Here is a 20,083-nt window from a genome sequence, read left to right as displayed (position 1 = left end):
TGTCCGGAGAACCGCTCTCAGAGCGCGCGGTGCATGATGTGCAGCCCGACATAGCCGTGCGCCGGGTGCAGGAAGCCCTCCGGGAGCGTGCCCAGGACGTCGAAGCCGAGCGACCGGTACAGCTTCACCGCGTGCGCGTTGGTCTCGACAACGGCGTTGAATTGCATCGCGCGGTACCCCGCCGCACGGGCCCAGTCCATCGTGTACGTACAGAGCGCCCTGCCCACCCCGCGCCCCGCGTGCGCCGGGTCGACCATGTAGCTCGCGCTCGCGATGTGCGAGCCGTTGCCCATGTGGTTCCGGTTCATCTTCGCCGTGCCCAGGACCGTACCCGCGTCATCCACGGCGACGACGGTACGGTTCGGGGGCGCGACGAGCCACATGTCTCGCCCGTCGCTCTCACCGAGCCCGAGGGGGTAGGTGAAGGTCTCGCCGTCGGCGACGATCCGGTGGAAGAACGGCCAGATGGCGGCCCAGTCCTCGGTGGTGGCTTCCCTGATCAGCATGCGGCCAGGATGCCCGTACGCCCCGCGCACCCACCAGCGCTTTTCCCGCTCACACCTCGGTGGCGGCCACGGCCGACCGGAGTGGGGCGCCCGCGTCGTGCAGGCTTCTGAGCGCCTGGCGGTAGGAGGTGAGGAGGCTCGTCTCCAGATAGTCGATCCCGAGCTCCTGGCAGTAGCGCCGGACGACTGGCTGCGCCCTGCGCAGATGCGGCGTCGGCATGCTCGGGAAGAGGTGGTGCTCGATCTGGTAGTTGAGCCCGCCCAGCGCGAGATCGGTGAACCAGCCGCCGCGCACATTGCGCGAGGTGAGGACCTGGCGCCGGAGGAAGTCGGGGCGGTCGTCACCGGTCAGGGTGGGCATGCCCTTGTGATTGGGGGCGAAGATCGAGCCCAGGTAGAGGCCGAACAGGCACTGGTGGACGGCGAGGAAGGCCACCGCCTTGCCCGGCGGCAGGACCACGAACAGCGCGCCGAGATAGAGCGCGAAGTGGGTGAAGAGCAGTAGGCCCTCCCGGCGCCGCTGTTTCAGCGAACGGTCCGCAAGCGCCCGCACCCCGGCCACATGGAGGTTGATGCCCTCCAGCGCGAGGAGCGGGAAGAACAGATAGGCCTGTGAGCCGCCGATCAGCCGGGGCAGCCCCTTGGCCGCGCGCGCCTGACCGCGGGTCCACACCAGTACGTCGGGTTCGACGTCCGGATCCAGCTCCACGTGGTTCGGATTGGCGTGGTGCCGGGAGTGCTTGTCCTGCCACCAGCCGTATCCCATGCCGATACCGAGGTTCCCGGCGATCCGGCCGGCCCAGGCGCTGGACCGGCGCAGCCGGAACACCTGGCGATGGCCCACGTCATGCGCGACGAGAGCGACCTGTCCGAAGACGACGGCGAGGAACGCGGCGACGGCGAGCGTCCACCAGCTGTCGCCGAGGAGGGCGAAGGCCGCCCACCCGGCCGCGTAGAGCACGGCGATGAGTGACATCCGCACCAGGTAGTACCCGGGCCGCCGACGCATCAGGCCGGCCGCGGTGATTTTCCTGGACAGGCAGGCGAAATCACTGCCGGCTTCCCGCCGCTTTTCGAGCACCGCGGGTTCACCTGAGGGATGGATCGGCATTCAGCCACGCCTTTCGGGTCGCCCACGACCGTCTTGAGCCGGCTGTGTTGATCGCCTACACCGACCGGAATGTTTTTCGAGTGTAACCGTCCGCCACCCCGAACGGCGGATACGGGCGCGGTCGGCATCGGTCCGATGCCCCGGCCGGGTACTGTCCTGGAAATACGGATAAGCAGAGGATAAGCGGAGGAGAGGCGAGTCGCTCGTGTTCGAAGCTGAGGACATCCGGGAGTACCGCGGCCACGATGTGGTCGATGGCGAAAAGCGGAAGATCGGCTCGCTGGAAGCCATCTATGTCGACACCGCCACGGACCTCCCGTCGTTCGCCACGGTCACGATCGGTCTGCCCACCAAACGGCGGCTCGTCTTTGTGCCGCTGGCCGAGGCCACCGTCGGGCCGAATTATCTGAAGATCCCGTGGGACCGGAAACTCGCCAAGGACGCCCCGTCGATCGATACCGACGGAGAACTGCTCGCCGAGGACGAACCGCGGATCTTCTCTCACTACGGACTGCCCTACTCGACCGGCGCGCAGGGCGAGCGCCGGCTCGGCCGCCGCTGAAAAAGCGGCGCGGGGCGCGGTGTGTGTACCGCGCCGCGCGCCGCCGGGGCCGCGCGGGGATCAGGCGAGGTTTTTCTCGATATTCGCCGGATACGGGGCATGAAGTGGTCGCGAATTCCGTCTGAGGCGGTCGAGAAAAGATCGACGGTATGCCCCTTGTGTCGAAATACTTGACGTGGTCCACATGGGTGAAGCCGGAGCGCCGGCGCGCTCGTGCCCTCGACGGGCTCGTGCCTCCGGCGGGCTCGTGCCCTCGGCCTCTTCAGTCCGCCTGCCGCCGAGGAGTGGCAAGACGCTCCGTCGGTCCCCCGAAGGGCAGGAACAGCGACCGGGCGGCGAGCAGCCACTCGTCCCCGACCTTGCGGAAGGTGTCCTCGTAATGGCCGACATTCGCCGGTGGCCGTGTCGGGACGATGCCCCCGGTATAGCCGTCGACCCTGTACGTGGCGAAGTACGAGGTGGCCGTGGCCGTGTTCGCTGAGTCCACGGTGACCAGGACGTTCGTACTCATACGACGCGACAGCCGGTCCGCGGGCCGGGAGCCGAAGTAGGCGCGGAGCGCGTCGCGTCCCTCCACCCGGCGGCTGTCATGAGCCCACTCCCAGACTCCGTCGGGCGTGAACAGGTCCGCGACCGTGCCCGGTTCCCCGAGATCGAGCCGGCGGACGAACTCGGTGATCAGACGTTCGCAGGCCCGCTCCGCGAGCAGACGTTCCAGGGGACCGAAGGGTTCCGTGATCATCTCCATCTCCCCTTCCTAACAGTCAACGCCCCGTCGGCGCCCGTCGTTTTCGGCGCGTACGGCGCCCGGCGCCCGGCCGGGCCGAGGTGGCCGAAACTCGACGATCATTCATCCAATTGGTCTGGACCACATAGGCGGTGACCGCTAGGGTCCCTGCCAGCCGACACCCCGTACCGAGCACCCCCGACCGGCCTCACCTGCCCCGCTCCCCCCTGTCGGCTCCGTACCGAGGACCGAAGTAGCGTGATCGATATCGTTGTCGTACTCCGGGCCGAGGACGCCGTCCTCGACTTCCTGTCCGTACTCACCGACGACGGCGGTGGCGAGACCCGGGTGATCCTCGCCGATCGCGCCGAGACGCTGATCCTCGGCGCGGGCATGGAAGCGCCGGAACGCCTCGCCCTGATCGCGTCCCATGTCGGGCTCGTGACGGACGACATCACCTCACCGGGGCCCGAGGTGGTCGCCACCCTCCTGCGACAGGCGGCCGCCGGAGGGCCCTTCCGGATCTGGACGCACTCCCCCGCGGACAACCGGCGCAGTCGCGGGCGTCTCGGCCGTGACACCGCCCTCGCCCGCGACGCCGACGCCCACGCCGAAGACTCCGACGCCGACCTCACGAGGGCCGAGTTGCGGCACGCCGTCGGATTCTCGCCGTACCTTCAGGTCCTCAGCGATCTCGACCGTCCGCTGGGGCGGGAACACATCGCCGCCAAGCTGGACTTCGTCAATGGCTCGTGCGGACATCTGCTGGCCGAGGCCGACCCCGAGTTCGTCGTACAGACACCGCGTGTCCCCGCCATCGAGCGCTTCTTCGACACCGACCCCGATCAGCGTGAACGGCTCTTCGCGCTGCTCGCCAGCCTGGACGACGAGGCGGCGTCCGTGGTGGATCCCTGGGAGTTCGGCAGTTCGCCGTACGAGGAACGACGGCTGGACGCCACCGCGGCCTGGGTACGGGAGCGATGCGCCGACGTCGGCTCCGGCTCCGGCTCCGGCTCCGGCGGCACGCTGGTGGAGGTGGGGGCCTGCGAGGGGGCGCTGACCCACCGGCTCGCCACCGCCGGCTTCACCGTACGGGCCACCGAACCCAACGCGGCGTTCCGGTCCCGGCTCGCCGCAGCGCTCGCCGGGACCGACGCGGTCACCGTGGACGGCGCCGGCCTCGCGGAGCTGGCCAAGGAAGACGCGCCCCGCGCCACCGCGCACCTGCTGATCGAAATGCTCTACTACGGCCAGGATCTGGCGCTCCTCGACGATCTGGCCACGGATCTCGTCTTCGTCGCCCTCGAACCCGACGCGCTGGCCTCACGCGTACGCCCCTGGCTGGAGCGGTCCGCCACCTGGCGGGCGGACGAGGAGACCGTTCTCGTGCCCCCGCAACTGGAGACCGTCTGCGCGGGACGCGCCTATCTGAGCAAGCGCGGCAGCGTGGGGCTGCTCCTGCGGCGCACGAACGGCTGACCGCCCGGGGAGACCGGAGACCGGAGATGTGCGACATGTACGACCGTTGTGTCGGGCTGGGCTACCACTGTGAGTCCACCCATCAGATCCGCCGGATCACCGGCGATGACCGCGCGCACTTCTTCGACTGGCTCGATCTCGACTTCGAGTCCGTCGTGGAGACGATCGCCGGTGACTTCGCCGGCATACTGCGGCCCGGGATGGTCGAACCGTTCAGTGACGGTCTCTGCGCGCTGGACCGGGGCTCCGACATCCGCTTCTTCCACGACTTCCACCCCACGTCGGGCAGCACGCTCACGCGGTCCGACATCGACCGGCAACTCGACAGCGTGCGCGCCAAGTTCCGGGCGCTGGCCGACCGCTGGCGTACGCTCGCGCGATCGTCCGCGTATGTGCTGTACGTCCACCACGACGCCTTCGACGAACTCAGCGCGGCCGATCTGCGCCGGCTGCGGCTGGTCATCGCGACGGCGTATCCGCGCCACCGGTTCGATCTGCTCTGGCTGCGCCGTACCCCGCCGCCGGACGGCGGCGCTCTCGGCCCCGGGATCAGCTGGGGCACGGTCGCGACCGCCCCCGGGCGGTGGGAGGGCGACGACGCCGAGTGGGACGCCGCCTTCCGCGATGTGCGCTTCGCCACGCACCCGCCCCCGCCCCCGCCCCCGCCCTCGCCCTCGCCCTCGACGGAGCCATCCGTATCGCCAGGCGCCTCCCCCACACCCTCACCATCGGTCACCGACAGGAGCACGTCCGTATGACACCGCCCCCGCCCTCCACCGTGATCCTCTCTCCGCACTTCGACGACGCCGCGCTGTCACTCGCCGGTCTGATCCCCGCGCTCGACTCGCCCGTCACCGTCGTGACCGTGTACGGCGGCGCGCCGTGTCCCGGACAGGGGGTCTCCTGGTGGGACAGCACCTGCGGCTTCTCATCCGGCGGCGAGGCGCATCTCGCCCGGGTGGCGGAAGACACCCGGGCCTGTGCGCTGCTCGGTGTCGAGCGGGTCGTCCTGGGACATCCCGACGGTCCCTACGGGGACGGCGGCCCGCTCCATGAGATCGACACGTATCTCGCCGACCTCGCCCCCGACACGCGGCTGCTGATTCCCCTGGGCACCAATCAGGCCGATCACGCGAAGGTACGCGACCGTGCGCTGCGGGTCCTCGGCGAACTCGGCAGGCCGCTCCCCCACGTCTACGCCGACCTTCCCTATACGGGACATCTCAAGGAGTGGGGCAGCGCGGAGACCGACACGGCCCTCGCCGGGGACGAGCACTACGGCGTCGCCTATCGGGAGATCGCGAGCCGCTACCGGATACGGACCGTTCACGATCTGGCGCTGTCCGACGAGCAGTGGGCGGCCAAGCGCGCGGTGGTGCTCTGTTACGCCTCGCAGCTGGCGCCGCTGGCCATCGACCACGGGAGCGTGATGGCCCGGGGCGGTCCGCTGCGCGCCGAACGCGTCTGGTCGCTGGCGGACGCCGGATCCCCGGGAGAACCCGGGTAGGAAGCGCTTCGCTCCGTCCCGTCCGCGGCTTGCCCGCGCGGGCGGGGCCGGACGGGGCTCGCGGCACCCATCCGGGGGCCGTGCACGGGTGCGGCGCCCTCGGCGGGTAGTAGACGACCTATGACCCGCAAGCGTTTCGGTGCGACGGAGCACAGACACCGGTTCCAGAGCCTGTATCGCTCGATCGCCATGTCTGCCGCCGTGCTCGCCTGGAACCGCGGCCGTGAAATGGAGCTGATACACCGGGCGATGAGCTTCGCCGCGCTCGGATTTCTCACTCTCGTGCCTCTGCTGATCCTCGTCGCCGCGGCCGATCCGGCGAGCGGTCAGGGGTTCGCCCGCTGGCTGGGGCAGGGGCTGGGGGTGTCGTCCACCGCACAGGCGGAGATCCAGCAGTTGTTCGGCAGACCGGGTCAGGCGTTGCAGCGTACGACGGCGTTCGGGCTCGCCGCGCTCGCCGTGTTCGGGCTGACGTTCGGATCCGCCGTACAGACCGGTTACGAGCGGGTCTGGGAGCTGCCGACGGCGCGCTGGCACACGATGTGGCGCCATGTCCTGTGGCTGGCGGTGCTCGTCTTCTTCCTCCTGGCCTTCGTCAACACACCCGTCACTTCCGAGTCCGTCGTCGAGATCGTCTTCGCCACCCTGGGCGATGTGATCGGGACGTGCCTCTTCTTCTGGTGGTCGCAACGGGTGCTCCTGGCCGGTCGCGTCCGCTGGCAGGCGCTCCTGCCGGGCGCCATCGCGACCGCGCTGGGGCTGCTCGGACTGCGGGTGTTCTCGCGCGTCGTCTTCTCCCCGCTGATCGCCGCGAACGCGGTCACCTATGGCCCGTTCGGAACGGTTCTGGTCATCCAGTCCTGGCTGGTCGGCGTCGGCTTCGTCGTCTACGGCGGCGCGCTGGTGGGCCGTCTCTTCCATGAACACCGCACACACCGGCGGATCCAGAGGTGTATCGACGCGTACGAGGAGACTCATCGCGGCGACGGCCCGGACCGGCCCGGCGAAGCCGGCGGCTCCTGAGCGGCGCGCTCCTCGTTCTCCGCGCCCGCTTCGCTTTCCTCCCGGACGCCTCACGCACCGGTACGGTGATCATTCCCGCGCGAGCCGACGAGGTCTCCGCACCCCGTCCTCGCAGGAGATCCGGTCCCCGTGTCGTCCCCACGCTTCCTGGGAGCGGCCGGGGTGCTCGGGGCCGTGCTCACCCTGACGGGTACGACCTGGGGACGCCGCGTGGCCGATCGCTGAGACAACGCGAGTGCGCCGGCCGCGGAGAGCGCCCGATGGGCGTGCCGTACGAAAGACGGCACGCCCGGCTCATGACCGTCAGAGGTCGAACTCGCTCGGCGCGATGCCGACCGCGAAACAGGCCTCGCGGACGACCGCGCGCTCGCTCTCGTCGAAGTCGCCGTCGGCGCCGCCGATGACGATGCCGATCTGGATGACCGCGCGCGCCTCGGTGGGCTTCTTGGCGACCTTGCCGATGGTCTGCAGCACGCCGACCTTGCCGAAGTCGAAGTCGGCGGTCAGCTTCTGGCAGTAGTCGTTGAAGCGCGTCTGCAGGTCGCTCGCGGGGAAGTTCTGCAGTACGTCGTTGGTCATGATCAGCGAGGCGACGCGCTGGCGCTCGGACGGGTCGATGGACCCGTCGGCCGCCGCGACCAGGGCGCACATCGCCATGCTGGCGTCACGGAAGGCGCCGCTCTTGAGGTCGTTCTTCTTCGCGTTCAGCTGCGTCTGCATCGACGCGGCGGAATCCTTGATGCGGTCCCACAGGGCCACGTGGAGTCTCCTGGATCGTGAGTGGCGGGGTGATGGTGATGGATGCCGGACGGGACGTCCGGGGCACAGCGGCTACAGGTGGGGGACGACGGCCGGCATGAGGTCCTGGAACGTCCGTCCCTCGGCGGGGGTGCCGATGGCGGACATCTGCCAGCCACCGCCGGAGCGGTACACCTTGGCCATGATCTGCGCGGTGTGCTTGCCGCCGCCGGTGAGTGTGTAGCGCGCCAGTTCCTGGCCGTTGGTCTCGTCGACCAGTCGGCAGAAGGCGTTGTCGACCTCTTCGAAGGTCTGGCCGGTGAAGGAGTTGACGGTGAAGACGATCTGGTCGACATGGACGGGGACGCGCTGGAGGTCCACGACGATCGACTCGTCGTCACCGCCCTGTCCCGCGCCGCCGACGCGGTTGTCGCCGGTGTGCCGCACCGAACCGTCATCGCTGGTCAGATGCTGGAAGAAGACGACATCGACGGCCTCCTTCCCGGCGAAGAGCAGCGCCGACGCGTCCAGGTCGATCTCGCGGGCGGTCATACGGGCGAAGAAGCCCTTGCGGGCCGCCTGCCAGCCCAGACCCATGCGGACGACGGTGAGTTCACCTCCGCCGGACTTGGTCAGGCTGATCTGCTGGCCCTTGGCAAGGTTGACGCTCATCGTTCGCTCCTGGGGGCGTGGGGGTCGGACGCGCGGGTCGCGGTACGGCGGATACGGGTACGGGCGGTCAGACGTTGACGCCGTAGTCGGAGGCGATACCGGCGAGGCCGGAGGCGTATCCCTGGCCGATGGCGCGGAACTTCCACTCCGCCCCGTTGCGGTACAGCTCACCGAAGACCATCGCGGTCTCGGTCGAGGCGTCCTCGCTCAGGTCGTAGCGCGCCAGCTCGGCGCCGCCCGCCTGGTTGAGCACCCGGATGTACGCGTTGCGTACCTGTCCGAAGGACTGACCGCGGGACTCCGCGTCATGGATCGACACCGGAAAGACGATCTTGGTGACATCGGCGGGCACGGCGGCCAGATTGACCTTGACCGTCTCGTCGTCGCCCTCGCCCTCACCGGTGAGGTTGTCCCCGGTGTGCTCGACCGAACCGTCCGGACTGGTCAGGTTGTTGTAGAAGACGAAGTGCCGGTCGGAGGCGACCTTGCCGGAGCCGTCGACCAGCAGGGCGCTGGCGTCCAGATCGTGATCGGCGCCGGTGGTGGTCCGTACGTCCCAGCCGAGGCCGACCAGCACGGCGGTCAGACCGGGAGCCTCCTTGCTCAGCGAGACGTTGCCGCCCTTGGCGAGGCTCACACCCATATTGCTTCCCTTCTTCCGTCCCGGAACCGGGCACGTTCCGTCCCGGTACCCGGCGCGCCGGACGTCCCGGCGCGACGCTGTGCCGTGTGGCTGTGGCACGATCGTAAATCTACAACACTGTAGAAGTTGGCTGCCGCAAAGGTGCGCCTCGAAGAGAAGGTGCGCCGCGAAAAGCTGGCTAAGATGCCCCGGCCCCAGGGCGGCTGGGGCGGCGGTGCGGGAGGAGGCCATTTCGTGGTCGGGAACGTCGGGAACATCGGGAACGTCGGGAACGGGGACGACCGGGACCAGACGTCCCGTACCAACAGACGCGGCCAGGGCCAGCTGGAGGCCCAGGTGCTGGCCGTGCTGGGTTCGGCGACCCGCCCCGTGGCGGCGACCTGGGTGCAGGAACGGCTCGACGGCGAGCTGGCGTACACCACCGTGATCACCATCCTCACGCGGCTCCTCGGCAAGCAGGCCGTGACCCGCAGCCGTTCGGGGCGCTCCTTCCTGTGGACGCCGGTGGCGGACGAGGCGGGCCTCACGGCCCTGCGGATGCGGCGTCTGCTCGATGAGCGTGACGACCGCGACGCGGTGCTCTCCAGTTTTGTGTCGGCGCTCTCACCCCATGACGAGCGGGTGCTGCGCTCACTGCTCAGGGACACCGGCCCCGAAGCCCGGCCCGAACCCGGCCCCGAGAACTGACCCATGGGCGTCTTCGTCTTCCTGCCGCTCGTCCTGCCGCTTACCGCGCTGCCGATCGCGCGGCTGGCCGAGCACCATCTGCATCCGCGCAGCGCGGCGGTGTTCCTGACCTCGGTCGCCGTCGTACTGGCGGCGTGCAGCACGTTCTGTCTGGGCCTGCTCGTGGTCGTCGGCACCGCGCGGCTGCCCGGGAATCCGCTCCCGGACAGCTGGTCCGATCCCGAGGTACGGGCGGCCGTGCCGTATGACGAGGTCGCGGGCAAGGCGGCCATCGTCGCGCTGACCTTTGTCGTCGTGGCGTGTTCACTGACCGTACGGCGCCATCTGCGCTTCCGCTTCCGCGCGCACCGGGCGCTGGCCGGGCTCCGGTCGCGCACCGGCCTCGGCTCCGGCTCCATCTCCGGCTCCAGCGCCCTCTCCGGCTTCGGCTCCGAGGTGGCCGTCCTGGACGACGAGGAGCCCTACGCGTACGCGCTGCCCGGCTCCCCCGGGCGGATCATCGTCTCCACGGGGATGCTGTCCTGCCTGGACGAGGCGGAGTGGCGGGCGCTGCTCGCCCATGAGCGCGCCCATCTGGCCGGACGGCACCACCGGCTGCTGCTCGCCGTTCAGCTGGCCGGCCGCGCCAACCCCTTCCTCCGGCCGCTGCGGGCCGCGGTGATGTACAGCACGGAGCGCTGGGCGGACGAGGAGGCGGCGCGGGTCACCGGCGACCGGCGGATCACGGCGCGCGCGGTGGGCAAGGCCGCGCTGTTCTCGCGCCGGGTAGCGGTGCCGGGGCTGGCCGCGTTCGCGGCGGTGGGCCCGGTGCCGCGCCGGGTGGCGGCGCTGCTCGGCCCGGTGCCGAAGCGCGGGAGCCGGCCGCCCGCGCTGACCCGCGCGGGAATGGCCGCCTGTGTGGCGGCCGCCGGTGCCGCAGCGTCCACCCTGTCCGCCCTCAACGCGGCCCTCGCGCTCTTCGTCGCCCTCGAAGCGGCCACGCCGCTGTGAACGCCGACGGAACACCCAGTTGTTTCTACAGAGCTGTAGAGCAAGTAGAGTGCATCCGTCGCACGGGGCGATGACCGGCCCGCCCGGACGGACGGCGGCCGGCGACGGGCACGGAGGATCAGCGTGGGCAGGGAATCCAGCGGGCGGCGGGGCCGCTCGGCGGGCGGGGGTCACCGCGGCGGCCGGAGGGCGGCCCGGAAGGCCAGGCTGACCCGGCGGGGCCGAATAGCCGTGTGGTCGGGCGGAGCACTGGCCGTGCTGCTCATCGGGGTGTCCGGCGCGGCGGCCTGGATCTACCAGGACCTCAACGGCAATATCCACTCCGCTGACGTGGACAACAAGATCGGCGGCGGCCGGCCGGTCAATCTGAGCCCGGGGTCCAAGAACATCCTCGTGGTGGGGTCCGATTCGCGGGGCGGCGACAACGCGAAGTACGGCAAGGGCCTGACCACCATGCAGTCGGACACGCTGATGGTCCTGCATGTGTCCGCCGACCGTAAGTGGGCCACGGCCATCTCGCTCCCCCGCGACTCGTGGGTGGACATACCGTCCTGCGACAAGGGGGACGGCAGCAGGTCCGCGCCGCATAAATTCAAGATCAATGAGGCGTTCGCCATCGGCGGTACGACCGGCCAGGTCCTTGACGCCGCCGCCTGCACCATCCGGACGGTGGAACAGAACACCGGCCTGCGCATGGACCACTTCATGTCGGTCGATTTCCAGGGCTTCAAGGGCATGGTCAACGCGCTGGACGGCATCGAGGTCTGCCCCGAGAGCGCGATCCATGACAAGAAGGCCCATCTCGACCTGGACGCCGGGTGCCAGACCGTCAGGGACGAGGATGCCCTTGGGTACGTACGTACCCGCTACAGCGTCGGGGACGGCTCCGATCTGGGGCGTATCGGCCGGCAGCAGGAGTTCATGGAGGCCCTGGCCGCCAAGGCCCAGGAGAAGCTGACCAGCCCGAACGCGCTGTACGGGTTCCTGGACTCGGCGACGAAGTCGCTGACCACGGACAAGGCGCTGGCGGGGATCAAGCCCCTCTCGGGTCTCGCGTCCGAGGTCAAGGGAATCCCCACCGACCGGCTGACGTTCCTGACGGTGCCGAACTACCCGCGGGAGGCCGATGTGCCGACCGACAAGGCGAATGTCGTCTGGCAGTACCCGCAGGCGGCGGAGTTGTTCACCTCCCTGGCGAAGGACACCGAGGTCGACAAGGAGAAACTGGAAGCCGACGCGAAGAGCCCGGTCTACGCCCATACGGTGCGGGTCCAGGTCCTCAACGGCTCCGGCACGACGGGCCAGGCGTCGAAGGTCGCGGAGACACTGCGGTCGGCGGGCTTCACTGTCGTCGGTGTCGGTGACGCGCCCGAGGAATTGAAGAAGACCACGGTTGGTTATCCGCAGGACCAAGCGGAACCGGCCGAGGTGCTGGCCTCCCGACTGCCCGGCAGCGTCGCCCGGCAGGACGCGGGAGCCGCCCCGGGAGTGGTGACACTGACCGTGGGCAAGGATTTCGACGCGGTCCGATGATCCGAGCGCTGTCGTGTGCCGGACACAACATTGCGCTGCTTTGCGATTCCTTTACTATTGATGGACGGGGTGCCCACCCCGTCCTTACCCTCTGTCCCGAGAAGGAGCTACGTTCCCGCAATGGGTGAGCCTCCCAGTACGAGCCGTGCCGTCCCCGTCCCGTCGAGCGATGGACCGGAGGTGGCACGGTGACCGAAGTACTTCTGTTGCTCCTCGCCCTCGCGCTCACCCTCGCCTGTGCGGTGTTCGTCGCGGCCGAGTTCTCCCTGACCACCGTCGAGCGCGGCGAGCTGGAACGCGCCGCCGCCGCCGGTGAGCGAGGCGCCGCGAGCGCGCTGGCGGCGGCCAAGCGGCTGACGTTCCAGCTCTCCGGCGCCCAGCTGGGCATCACGGTGACCTCGCTGGTCATCGGCATGCTCGCCGAACCGTCCCTGGCCGTGATGCTGCGCGGCCCGCTGGAGGCGGCCGGCCTGCCGGCGGGCGCGGTGCCCACTGTCGCCACGCTGCTGGGCGTCGCCATGTCCACCGTCGTGCTGATGGTCATCGGCGAGCTGGTCCCGAAGAACTGGGCGATCTCCAGCCCGCTCGCGGTCGCCAAGGTCGTGGCGGGGCCGCAGCGTGGCTTCACCGCCGCCTTCGGCCCGCTGATCAGGCATCTCAACAACACCGCGAACCGTCTGGTACGCCGCTTCGGGCTGGAGCCCGCCGAAGAGCTGGCGTCCGCCCGTACCCCCGAGGAACTGGTCGCCCTGGCGCGCCACTCTGCGCGGGAGGGCGCCATAGAGGCGGACTCCGCCGAGCTGTTCGTACGGACCCTGCATCTGGCCGACCTGACCGCGGAGAACGTGATGACACCGCGCGTGGACGTACGGGCCCTGGAGGCCCACGCCACCGCCACGGACGCGGCGAACCTGACGCTGGCCACCGGCCTGTCAAGGTTCCCGGTCTACCGCGACAGTCTCGACGAGGTGATCGGCACCATCCATATCCGCGATGTCCTCGCCCTGGACGAGAGCCGGCGTGACAGCACCCTCGTGACCGAGCTGGCCACCAGCCCGCTGCTCGTCCCGGACTCCCTTCCGGTGGACCGGCTGCTGCGTCGCCTGCGCGAATCGCGGACGATGGCCGTGGTCATAGACGAGTACGGCGGCACCGCGGGCGTCGCCACCGTGGAGGACATCGTCGAGGAGGTCGTCGGCGAGGTACGTGACGAGCACGATCCGCACGAGACCCCCGACCTGGCACCGTGCCGGCCGGCCGCCGACGGCCGCCGCGTATGGGAGGCGGACGGCAGTGTCCGTCTTGACCAGCTCGCGGAGATCGGCTTCGGCGCGCCGGAGGGCCCGTACGAGACGCTCGCCGGGCTGCTCGCGACCCGACTGGAGCGGCTGCCCGTCCTGACCGACACGCTGGAGATCGCGGGCTGGCAGTTCGCGGTCCTGCGGATCGAGCACCACCGGGCCGACCGGGTCAGGGTCACCGAGCCCGCCCCGGCCACCCAGCTCGCGGAGGGAAACCGATGACCGGCCTGCAGCTCGCCATCGGCGTGCTCACCCTGTTCACCAACGCGTTCTTCGTCGGAGCCGAGTTCGCCCTGATCTCCGTACGGCGCAGCCAGATCGAGCCCCAGGCGATCAAGGGCAGCCGCCGGGCCAAGAGCACCCTGTGGGGTCTGGAGCATCTGTCCGCGGCCATGGCCACGGCTCAGCTGGGCATCACCATCTCCTCGCTGGTGCTCGGCGCCGTCGCCGAACCGGCGATCGCCCATCTGCTGGAGCCGCCGTTCGAGGCGATCGGTGTGCCGGAGGCGCTGATCCACCCGATCGCGTTCGTGATCGCGCTGACGTTGGCGACGTATCTGCACATGCTGATCGGCGAGATGGTGCCGAAGAACATCGCGCTGGCCGCGCCGGCCCCGACCGCGCTCGCGCTGGGACCCGCGCTGGTCGGGCTGACCCGGGCGCTGCGCCCGGTGATCTTCGGGATCAACGCGTTCGCCAACGCCATCCTGCGGCTGCTGAAGGTCGAGCCCAAGGACGAGGTCTCCTCGGTCTTCACGGACGACGAACTCGCCCGTCTGGTCAAGGACTCCAGCGAGGCGGGGCTGCTGGACCCGGCGGACGGCGAGCGGCTGCGCGACGCCCTGGAACTGGGCACCCGTCCGGTGGGTGAGGTGATGGTCCCGCTCAACCGGACGATCACCGTCGACCATCAGGTCACTCCGCAGCAGTTGGAGCGCGCCGCGGCGTCCTCCGGCTTCTCGCGGCTGCCGGTCACCGGGCCCGACAACACGATCCTCGGCTATCTCCACATCAAGGACGCCCTCAGTGCCGCCGAGCGGACCATGCCCTTCCCGCGCAGTGCGCTGCACACGGTGATCAGGGTCGAGATCGACACCCCGCTCGACGACACCATGACGGCCATGCGCGCCGCCGGTACGCACCTCGCCGCGGTCAGCGGTGACAAGGGGACCGTCATCGGCTTCGTCACCATGGAAGACGTCCTGGAGGAACTGGTCGGCCCCGCGGCCGGCTCACCGACCGCCGCGTAACCGCGCGGTGGAAGAGCGGCCGGTGCCCCGCCCCGGGCACCGGCCGCTTCTCATGTCCTGTCTCATGTCGTGTCTTCTGTCCTGACTTCTGTCCTGACTTCTGCCCTGCTGATCTATCCGTTTATCTATCCGTGTCCGTATTCGCATTCGTATCTCGTATGGGGAATGAGTTCTCTGATGTCCGACGGGACGAGCCGGTTACAGCGGGCTCTCGCCGACCGCGGCCGGCGCATCGTGGAGTCCGCCGGTTTCAACACCGCGGTGTTCTGCCTCATCATCGGCAACGCCGTCCTGCTCGGCATCGAGACGTACACCGGCGCGGTCGACCAGTGGCGCGGGGAGCTGAAGGTTGCCGAGCATCTCTTCCTCGCCGCCTTCACCACGGAGATCCTGCTGCGCGCCGCCACCTACGCGGAGCGCCCCAAGGACTTCTTCCGCGATCCGTGGAATGTCTTCGACCTGGCGGTCGTGGGGCTCGCCCTCACACCCTTCGCCCGTGAGAACGCCACCGTCCTGCGGCTGCTCCGGCTCGCGCGCGTGCTGCGCGCCGCCCGCTTCCTGCCGCAGTTGCGCATCGTCATCGTCGCCGTCGGCAAGAGCCTGCCGGGCACGCTGAGCTTCGTCCTGGTCGGGGCGCTGCTGCTGTATGTGTACGCCATGCTCGGCTGGGTCTTCTTCGCCGCGGCCGATCCGGAACACTACGGCTCGCTGGGCCGCGCGGCGCTGACCCTCTTTCTGCTGATCACCCTCGACGGCCTCGGGGACGCGGTCCGTGGCGGCCTGGAGGTCTCCCGCTGGGCGATCGTCTACTTCGCCTCGTTCGTCCTGCTCGGGTCGTTCCTGCTCGTCAATCTGCTGATCGGGGTCGTCATCAACTCCCTTGAGGAGGCACGCGAACTGGAGGACGCGCGGACCGAGAGCGAGGCCCGGCCCGCGGCACCGGCCATGGACGAGTCGCGCGCGGTGCTGCTCGCCCGGATAGCCGCCGCGCGCCGTGCGCTGGACGAGGTCGAGGCCGGGCTCGCGGTGGCGCACGGCGAGAACGACGGACACCCCCGCACGGCGCCGGGTGGTGGTCAGGGTTTGCGTGCCACCCCGACGTAGCAGGCGGCTTCCTTGTTGGAGACGTTCCCGCTCCGCTCGTCGGGGTCGGGGCGCCACTCGTGCGAGGGCGTGATCCCCGGTTCGAGGAGCTGCCAGCCGGCGAAGAAACGGGCGATCTCCTCGCGGGTGCGCGCCTGTCCCGGCGTACCCGCCGCGCGGTAGGCGGTGGTGAGCAGCGCGATGCCCTCGGGGTCGAACTCGGTGGTGACATGCGCGATGGCGAGCGTGGAGCCGGACGGCAGCGCGGACTTGAGGCGTTCGACGATGCTGTGGGCGTCGTGCTCGTCATCGGTGACGAAGTGGAGCAGCGCGTTGAGGCTGAGCGCTATGGGGCGGCTGAAGTCGAGCGTCGTGCGTATCTCCTCGGCGGCCAACAGGGCCTCGGGATCGGTGACATCGGCCTCCGCGTACGCGGTGCGTCCCGCGGGGTGGCTGTGCAGCAGCGCGCGGGCGTGGGCCAGCACGATCGGATCGTTGTCCGTGTAGACGACGCGCCCCTCCGGCACCTCCCGTTGGACGATCTCGTGGAGGTTCGGAGAGGTGGGGATTCCGGTGCCGATGTCGAGGAACTGCCGCATGCCCCGCCGCGCGAGGAAGCGGACGGAGCGGTGCATGAAGCGCCGGTTGATCCGGGCGGTGGAGAGAATGGAGGGGAAGGCGGAGATGGCCCTCGCGGCGGCCTCGCGGTCCGCGGGGAAGTTGGTCGTCCCACCCAGGTAGTAGTCGTACATCCGGGCTGAATGCGCCCGGTCCAGTTCAAGATCCACCGCACCGTTGTCGCCCATCGCGCGACCCCCCGTCCTCATCGCCGGATAACAGTCGGTGACTTCCCACCGCCGCATGCGGACAACCGTACGAGATGGACCAACTCCCCCTGCGGGCAGGTCATATGGGAGAGGACCGGGCGCACGCGGCGGCGAAACAATCCGGAAACTCCGCCCGTTCCACGGCCCGGTAATCATATGATGACGGTCCGCGACGAAACCCGGGGTGTGTCCCGCACATCGAGGGTGCTCATCCGGTTGGCCGACAGGTGAAGAGAGGCACACCTCTCGCACCGGCGCCCTCCGCCGTGGAGCGGCGCGGTGTGTCCAGGGAACGGGGAATGTGTGCACGTCGATCCGGAACGTCCGGTGGTCCGCGTCTCCCAAGGCGCCCAGGACGTGGACGACCGCGGCGATCCGGTCTCCCCGGACGGGACGGACCACCGGCTGGCGCTGACCTTCGACGCGTTCGACGCGCGCCACCACACGCTGTGGCTGCGCTACGCCCATACACAGGTGGGCAGTCGGGCCGCCGCCGAGACCGTGGTCGACGCCACCTGCGCCCGGCTGCTGGAGCACTGGCCGCATGTGCTGACACAGGAATCGGTGGCCCGGTACGCGTGGGCGCTCCTCAAGGAGGAGGTGGCGTGGTGGCTGGACGACCACGACAGGGAATCGGCGCTGGTCGACACCGCCGCCTTCCACGCGGCGGTCCGCAAGCTCCTCAACCACGAGCAGCGCGATCAATTCGACCTGCTGCAACGGGAGATCGGGCTGTACCGGGCCATCGCCCGGCTTCCCGAGCGGCAGTACGACGTGGTCGTACTGCGCCATGTCCTCCAGGTCCCGGACGAGGAGGTCGCCGAGTACATGGGCATCGAAGTCGCGACCGTACGGTCCCATGTACGACACGCCCGCAGACGACTGGCCAAGGATCTCGACGTACGGGAGACCGAGGCGGAGGAGTAGACCGTGCGCCATCCCGACGAACCCGATCCCGCGCCGATCGACGCGCTGCTTGATGACGCGGAAGTCCTCACCGCCACCTATGACGACTACGACACCGCCGCGGCGTGGAGCCGGGCCGGGGCGCGGCGGACGGTGCGGGAAGCGGCGTGCCGTACGGAGACGGGCGCGGCGCCGCGCCGTTATCCCTCGGCCCACGAGCAGGCGGCGCATGACCTCAGCCTCGCCGTCGCTCTCGTCCTGAACGCGCCGGAGGCGGCGGCCAGTCTGTCCCGGCTGGTGGACCATGACCGTATCGACCCCGAGGGCGCCGTCGTCTTCGCCGCGCTCCTGCATCTGACCGGGCACCGTGACGCGGCCCAGTTCTGGTGGCAGTTCGCCGCCGGCGGTGGCAATCGCACCGCTGCCTTCTGTCTCTTCCTCGCCCATCAGCAGCGGGCCGAGTTCAAGGACGCGGCGTACTGGCGCGGCCAGTCCCGTCGTCTGCCGGGGTCGGGACGGCCCGCGGCGGCGTCCGCGCTCTCCTCGCTGCTGCCCGAGACGGTCAGGCACGATCTGCTCAGCCAGTGCCATCGTGGACGTCACCCCACCCTGCCGGCCGCGCTGGAGGCCGTGATCAACCGGCTCCGCGTGCACAGCGATGACGAGGACTTCGGTGAGGTCCCCCAGCCCGACCGCTCCCTGCCCGCCGACCTCACCCGGGGTGCCGACGGCAGTCCTGCCGGATAGCGCGCGGGCCGGTCGATTCGGCGGATCTCCTCTTATGCCGGTCCCGGATGGCACAAAAGTCCGACAGGGGCATTTGATGTATCCAAGCGTGCGCCCCTCTGGCGCACGGTGGCCCTTCACGGTGAGAGCGCCGCCCGTGGAGTTCGGTAAAGGGAGCAGCGCCATGTCTCTTGATCCCACGCCCTCCGACGACGCGCCGATACGGCCCTGCTCTGGACGGCCGCGACCGCCCGGCCGCTGGACGAGGTCGCCGCGCTGGTGAGTCTGCTGAAGCGGACCGGAGAGGTCCCCAACCCCGGGGACGAAGGGCGCGGGCGGTGTCGATCCGCCGGCGAGCAGCCTCGGCGAGTCGTTCGTCCGGGCGAAGGTGACGGCGATGACCCGCGCCGTACACGCCGCGCTCGTCGGCGGTTCGGTCCTGATGCGCCGCCGACCAAAGGCCGGTACGGCCAACGACAGTTGACGCGCGTCGTGCCGCCGTGACGCCGCGCCGGCGGCCGGCCGCGGCGTCCGTGCCGGACGTACGGGGTTCGAAGGGCCGGACTCGAAGGGCGGCGCTCGAAGGACGGGGCTGGTATGACGGATCGCTCTCATGGAAGCCGGCGTCTCGGCTACCCCGTGGCCGCCGGGGTGTTCGCCGTCGGTATGGCCGGTACGACACTGCCCAGCACGCTGTACGGGCTCTACCGCGCACAGCTCGGCTTCTCCGAACTGATCGTGACGGTCGTGTTCGCCGTCTACGCCCTCGGGGTGATCGCCGTACTGCTGCTGGCGGGCGACCTCTCCGACCAGGTGGGCCGGCGGCCGGTGCTGCTGGCCGCGCTGGGGCTGTCCGCCGCGAGCGCCCTCTGCTTCGTGTTCGAGGGCGGGCTTCCGCTGCTGTTCGCGGGTCGGCTGCTGTCGGGTTTCGCCGCCGGGCTGCTCAGCGGCGCGGCCACCGTCACCGTGCTGGAACTGGCCCCGCCCGGCCATGAGGCACGGGCCGGGCTCGCCGCCACCGCGGCGAACATGGGCGGCCTGGGCTGTGGCCCGCTGCTGTCCGGGCTGCTGGCGCAGTACGCGCCGTGGCCGCTGCGGCTGCCTTTCCTCGCCCATCTCGTGCTGGTGGTCATCGCTTCCGTACTGACCTGGTTCCTGCCGGAGACCGTCGCGCACCCGACCCGGCGGCCCCGGCTGAAGCCGCAGGGGCTGGTGGTGCCGCCCGAGGTGCGTGGGGTGTTCGCCCCGTCGGCGCTCGCCGCGTTCGCGGGCTTCGCCCTGCTGGGTCTGTTCACCGCGGTGGCGCCGTCCTTTGTGGCCCAGACCCTGAACGTGCACAATCTGGCCGTCTCGGGAGCGGTCATCTTCTCCCTCTTCCTCGCCTCCACGATCGGCCAGGCGCTGATGGGGCGTCTGGGGGTACGCCGGGCGCTGCCGGACGGCTGTCTGGTGCTGGTGGCCGGTCTGGTGCTGGTCGGCACGTCGCTGGCGGTGGAGTCGCTGGCGCTGCTCGTCACGGGCGCGGTCCTGGGCGGTCTGGGCCAGGGGCTGGCCTTCCGCGCGGCGATGACCGCCGTCAGCGGCGCGGCGCCGCCGGAGCACCGGGGCGCCACGGTCTCCGCCCTGTTCGTCGTGGCGTATACGGGAATCTCGCTGCCCGTCGTCGGCGTCGGCGCGCTGACGCTCGGGCTGGGGCTGAAGGGCGCCGGGCTGACGTTCACGGCCTGTGTGGTGGTGCTGGTGGCGTGCGCGGCGCTGTATCTGCTGCGCCGGCCCCCGGTGGACGGCTGACGGGGGCCGGTGGAGCGGTCA

The 20,083-nt window shown here is 70.0% G+C and carries 21 protein-coding genes; 14 read left to right on the top strand and 7 right to left on the bottom strand.

Going from position 1 to position 20,083, the window contains the following annotated elements:
* Positions 1-17: 17 nt before the first annotated feature.
* Positions 18-506, bottom strand: coding sequence for a GNAT family N-acetyltransferase (locus ACFRMN_RS04760; protein WP_383013215.1), 489 nt, complete (start codon positions 504-506; stop codon positions 18-20).
* 49 nt (positions 507-555) lie between these two features.
* Complete coding sequence (locus ACFRMN_RS04755) at positions 556-1,617, bottom strand: fatty acid desaturase family protein (RefSeq protein ID WP_383013212.1); 1,062 nt, start codon at positions 1,615-1,617, stop codon at positions 556-558.
* A 205-nt stretch (positions 1,618-1,822) separates the two neighbouring features.
* Between ACFRMN_RS04755 and ACFRMN_RS04750 the strand changes: the two genes are divergently transcribed.
* Positions 1,823-2,179 carry a PRC-barrel domain-containing protein gene (locus tag ACFRMN_RS04750; protein ID WP_383013209.1) on the top strand — a complete coding sequence of 119 codons (357 nt, stop codon included), beginning with the start codon at positions 1,823-1,825 and terminating at the stop codon, positions 2,177-2,179.
* Between the two features lie 262 nt (positions 2,180-2,441).
* Here ACFRMN_RS04750 and ACFRMN_RS04745 read toward each other — a convergent pair whose 3' ends face one another.
* The gene (locus ACFRMN_RS04745) at positions 2,442-2,921 is read right to left on the bottom strand and encodes a nuclear transport factor 2 family protein (protein ID WP_383013206.1); all 480 of its coding nucleotides are present in this window, start codon (positions 2,919-2,921) and stop codon (positions 2,442-2,444) included.
* Between the two features lie 243 nt (positions 2,922-3,164).
* Here ACFRMN_RS04745 and ACFRMN_RS04740 point away from each other — a divergent pair, with 243 nt between their 5' ends.
* The 4 genes from ACFRMN_RS04740 (at position 3,165) to ACFRMN_RS04725 (ending at position 6,915) form a co-directional block, all read left to right on the top strand.
* The gene (locus ACFRMN_RS04740) at positions 3,165-4,385 is read left to right on the top strand and encodes a hypothetical protein (protein WP_383013203.1); all 1,221 of its coding nucleotides are present in this window, start codon (positions 3,165-3,167) and stop codon (positions 4,383-4,385) included.
* Between the two features lie 35 nt (positions 4,386-4,420).
* On the top strand, positions 4,421-5,143 hold the full coding sequence (locus ACFRMN_RS04735) for a papain-like cysteine peptidase (protein ID WP_383013200.1): 723 nt from the start codon (positions 4,421-4,423) through the stop codon (positions 5,141-5,143).
* Positions 5,140-5,892 (top strand): PIG-L deacetylase family protein, encoded by a 753-nt coding sequence (locus tag ACFRMN_RS04730; protein WP_383013197.1) that lies wholly within the window; start codon positions 5,140-5,142, stop codon positions 5,890-5,892. Before ACFRMN_RS04735 ends, ACFRMN_RS04730 begins: the two co-directional genes overlap by 4 nt.
* A gap of 189 nt (positions 5,893-6,081) precedes the next feature.
* Complete coding sequence (locus ACFRMN_RS04725; RefSeq protein WP_383013740.1) at positions 6,082-6,915, top strand: YhjD/YihY/BrkB family envelope integrity protein; 834 nt, start codon at positions 6,082-6,084, stop codon at positions 6,913-6,915.
* Positions 6,916-7,218: 303 nt separating this feature from the next.
* On the opposite strand, the gene ACFRMN_RS04720 is transcribed toward ACFRMN_RS04725, so the two are convergent.
* The 3 genes from ACFRMN_RS04720 to ACFRMN_RS04710 form a co-directional block, all read right to left on the bottom strand.
* The gene (locus ACFRMN_RS04720; RefSeq protein WP_365751980.1) at positions 7,219-7,674 is read right to left on the bottom strand and encodes a TerB family tellurite resistance protein; all 456 of its coding nucleotides are present in this window, start codon (positions 7,672-7,674) and stop codon (positions 7,219-7,221) included.
* 72 nt (positions 7,675-7,746) lie between these two features.
* Positions 7,747-8,325, bottom strand: a complete 579-nt coding sequence (locus tag ACFRMN_RS04715) for a TerD family protein (protein ID WP_383013194.1) — start codon at positions 8,323-8,325, stop codon at positions 7,747-7,749.
* A 67-nt stretch (positions 8,326-8,392) separates the two neighbouring features.
* Entirely contained in the window at positions 8,393-8,968 is a 576-nt protein-coding gene (locus tag ACFRMN_RS04710) for a TerD family protein (protein ID WP_383013191.1), read from the bottom strand.
* A 255-nt stretch (positions 8,969-9,223) separates the two neighbouring features.
* On the opposite strand from ACFRMN_RS04710, the gene ACFRMN_RS04705 reads away from it, so the two are divergent.
* The 6 genes from ACFRMN_RS04705 (at position 9,224) to ACFRMN_RS04680 (ending at position 15,833) form a co-directional block, all read left to right on the top strand.
* On the top strand, positions 9,224-9,655 hold the full coding sequence (locus ACFRMN_RS04705) for a BlaI/MecI/CopY family transcriptional regulator (RefSeq protein ID WP_383013738.1): 432 nt from the start codon (positions 9,224-9,226) through the stop codon (positions 9,653-9,655).
* 3 nt (positions 9,656-9,658) lie between these two features.
* Positions 9,659-10,645, top strand: coding sequence for a M56 family metallopeptidase (locus tag ACFRMN_RS04700; protein ID WP_383013188.1), 987 nt, complete (start codon positions 9,659-9,661; stop codon positions 10,643-10,645).
* Positions 10,646-10,852: 207 nt separating this feature from the next.
* A complete protein-coding gene (locus tag ACFRMN_RS04695) occupies positions 10,853-12,178 on the top strand; it encodes an LCP family protein (protein WP_383013736.1) in 1,326 nt (441 codons plus the stop codon).
* 188 nt (positions 12,179-12,366) lie between these two features.
* The gene (locus ACFRMN_RS04690; protein ID WP_383013185.1) at positions 12,367-13,701 is read left to right on the top strand and encodes a hemolysin family protein; all 1,335 of its coding nucleotides are present in this window, start codon (positions 12,367-12,369) and stop codon (positions 13,699-13,701) included.
* Positions 13,698-14,729 carry a hemolysin family protein gene (locus ACFRMN_RS04685; RefSeq protein ID WP_383013182.1) on the top strand — a complete coding sequence of 344 codons (1,032 nt, stop codon included), beginning with the start codon at positions 13,698-13,700 and terminating at the stop codon, positions 14,727-14,729. Before ACFRMN_RS04690 ends, ACFRMN_RS04685 begins: the two co-directional genes overlap by 4 nt.
* 177 nt (positions 14,730-14,906) lie before the next feature.
* A complete protein-coding gene (locus tag ACFRMN_RS04680; protein ID WP_383013179.1) occupies positions 14,907-15,833 on the top strand; it encodes an ion transporter in 927 nt (308 codons plus the stop codon).
* On the opposite strand, the gene ACFRMN_RS04675 is transcribed toward ACFRMN_RS04680, so the two are convergent.
* A complete protein-coding gene (locus ACFRMN_RS04675) occupies positions 15,806-16,618 on the bottom strand; it encodes an SAM-dependent methyltransferase (protein ID WP_383013177.1) in 813 nt (270 codons plus the stop codon). The genes ACFRMN_RS04680 and ACFRMN_RS04675 overlap by 28 nt on opposite strands.
* Before the next feature lie 324 nt (positions 16,619-16,942).
* On the opposite strand from ACFRMN_RS04675, the gene ACFRMN_RS04670 reads away from it, so the two are divergent.
* The 3 genes from ACFRMN_RS04670 (at position 16,943) to ACFRMN_RS04660 (ending at position 20,062) form a co-directional block, all read left to right on the top strand.
* The gene (locus tag ACFRMN_RS04670; protein ID WP_383013174.1) at positions 16,943-17,566 is read left to right on the top strand and encodes an RNA polymerase sigma factor; all 624 of its coding nucleotides are present in this window, start codon (positions 16,943-16,945) and stop codon (positions 17,564-17,566) included.
* Between the two features lie 3 nt (positions 17,567-17,569).
* Positions 17,570-18,292: a hypothetical protein gene (locus ACFRMN_RS04665; RefSeq protein WP_383013171.1), complete on the top strand. Its 723-nt coding sequence runs from the start codon at positions 17,570-17,572 to the stop codon at positions 18,290-18,292.
* A gap of 576 nt (positions 18,293-18,868) precedes the next feature.
* Positions 18,869-20,062 carry an MFS transporter gene (locus ACFRMN_RS04660; RefSeq protein ID WP_383013168.1) on the top strand — a complete coding sequence of 398 codons (1,194 nt, stop codon included), beginning with the start codon at positions 18,869-18,871 and terminating at the stop codon, positions 20,060-20,062.
* The last annotated feature ends 21 nt before the right edge of the window (positions 20,063-20,083 follow it).

The sequence above is a fragment of the Streptomyces sp. NPDC056835 genome (assembly GCF_042789485.1).
GTDB lineage: Bacteria > Actinomycetota > Actinomycetes > Streptomycetales > Streptomycetaceae > Streptomyces.
The sequence above is the reverse complement of the archived record's forward strand: the minus strand, read 5'-3'. Positions and strand labels throughout refer to the sequence as shown.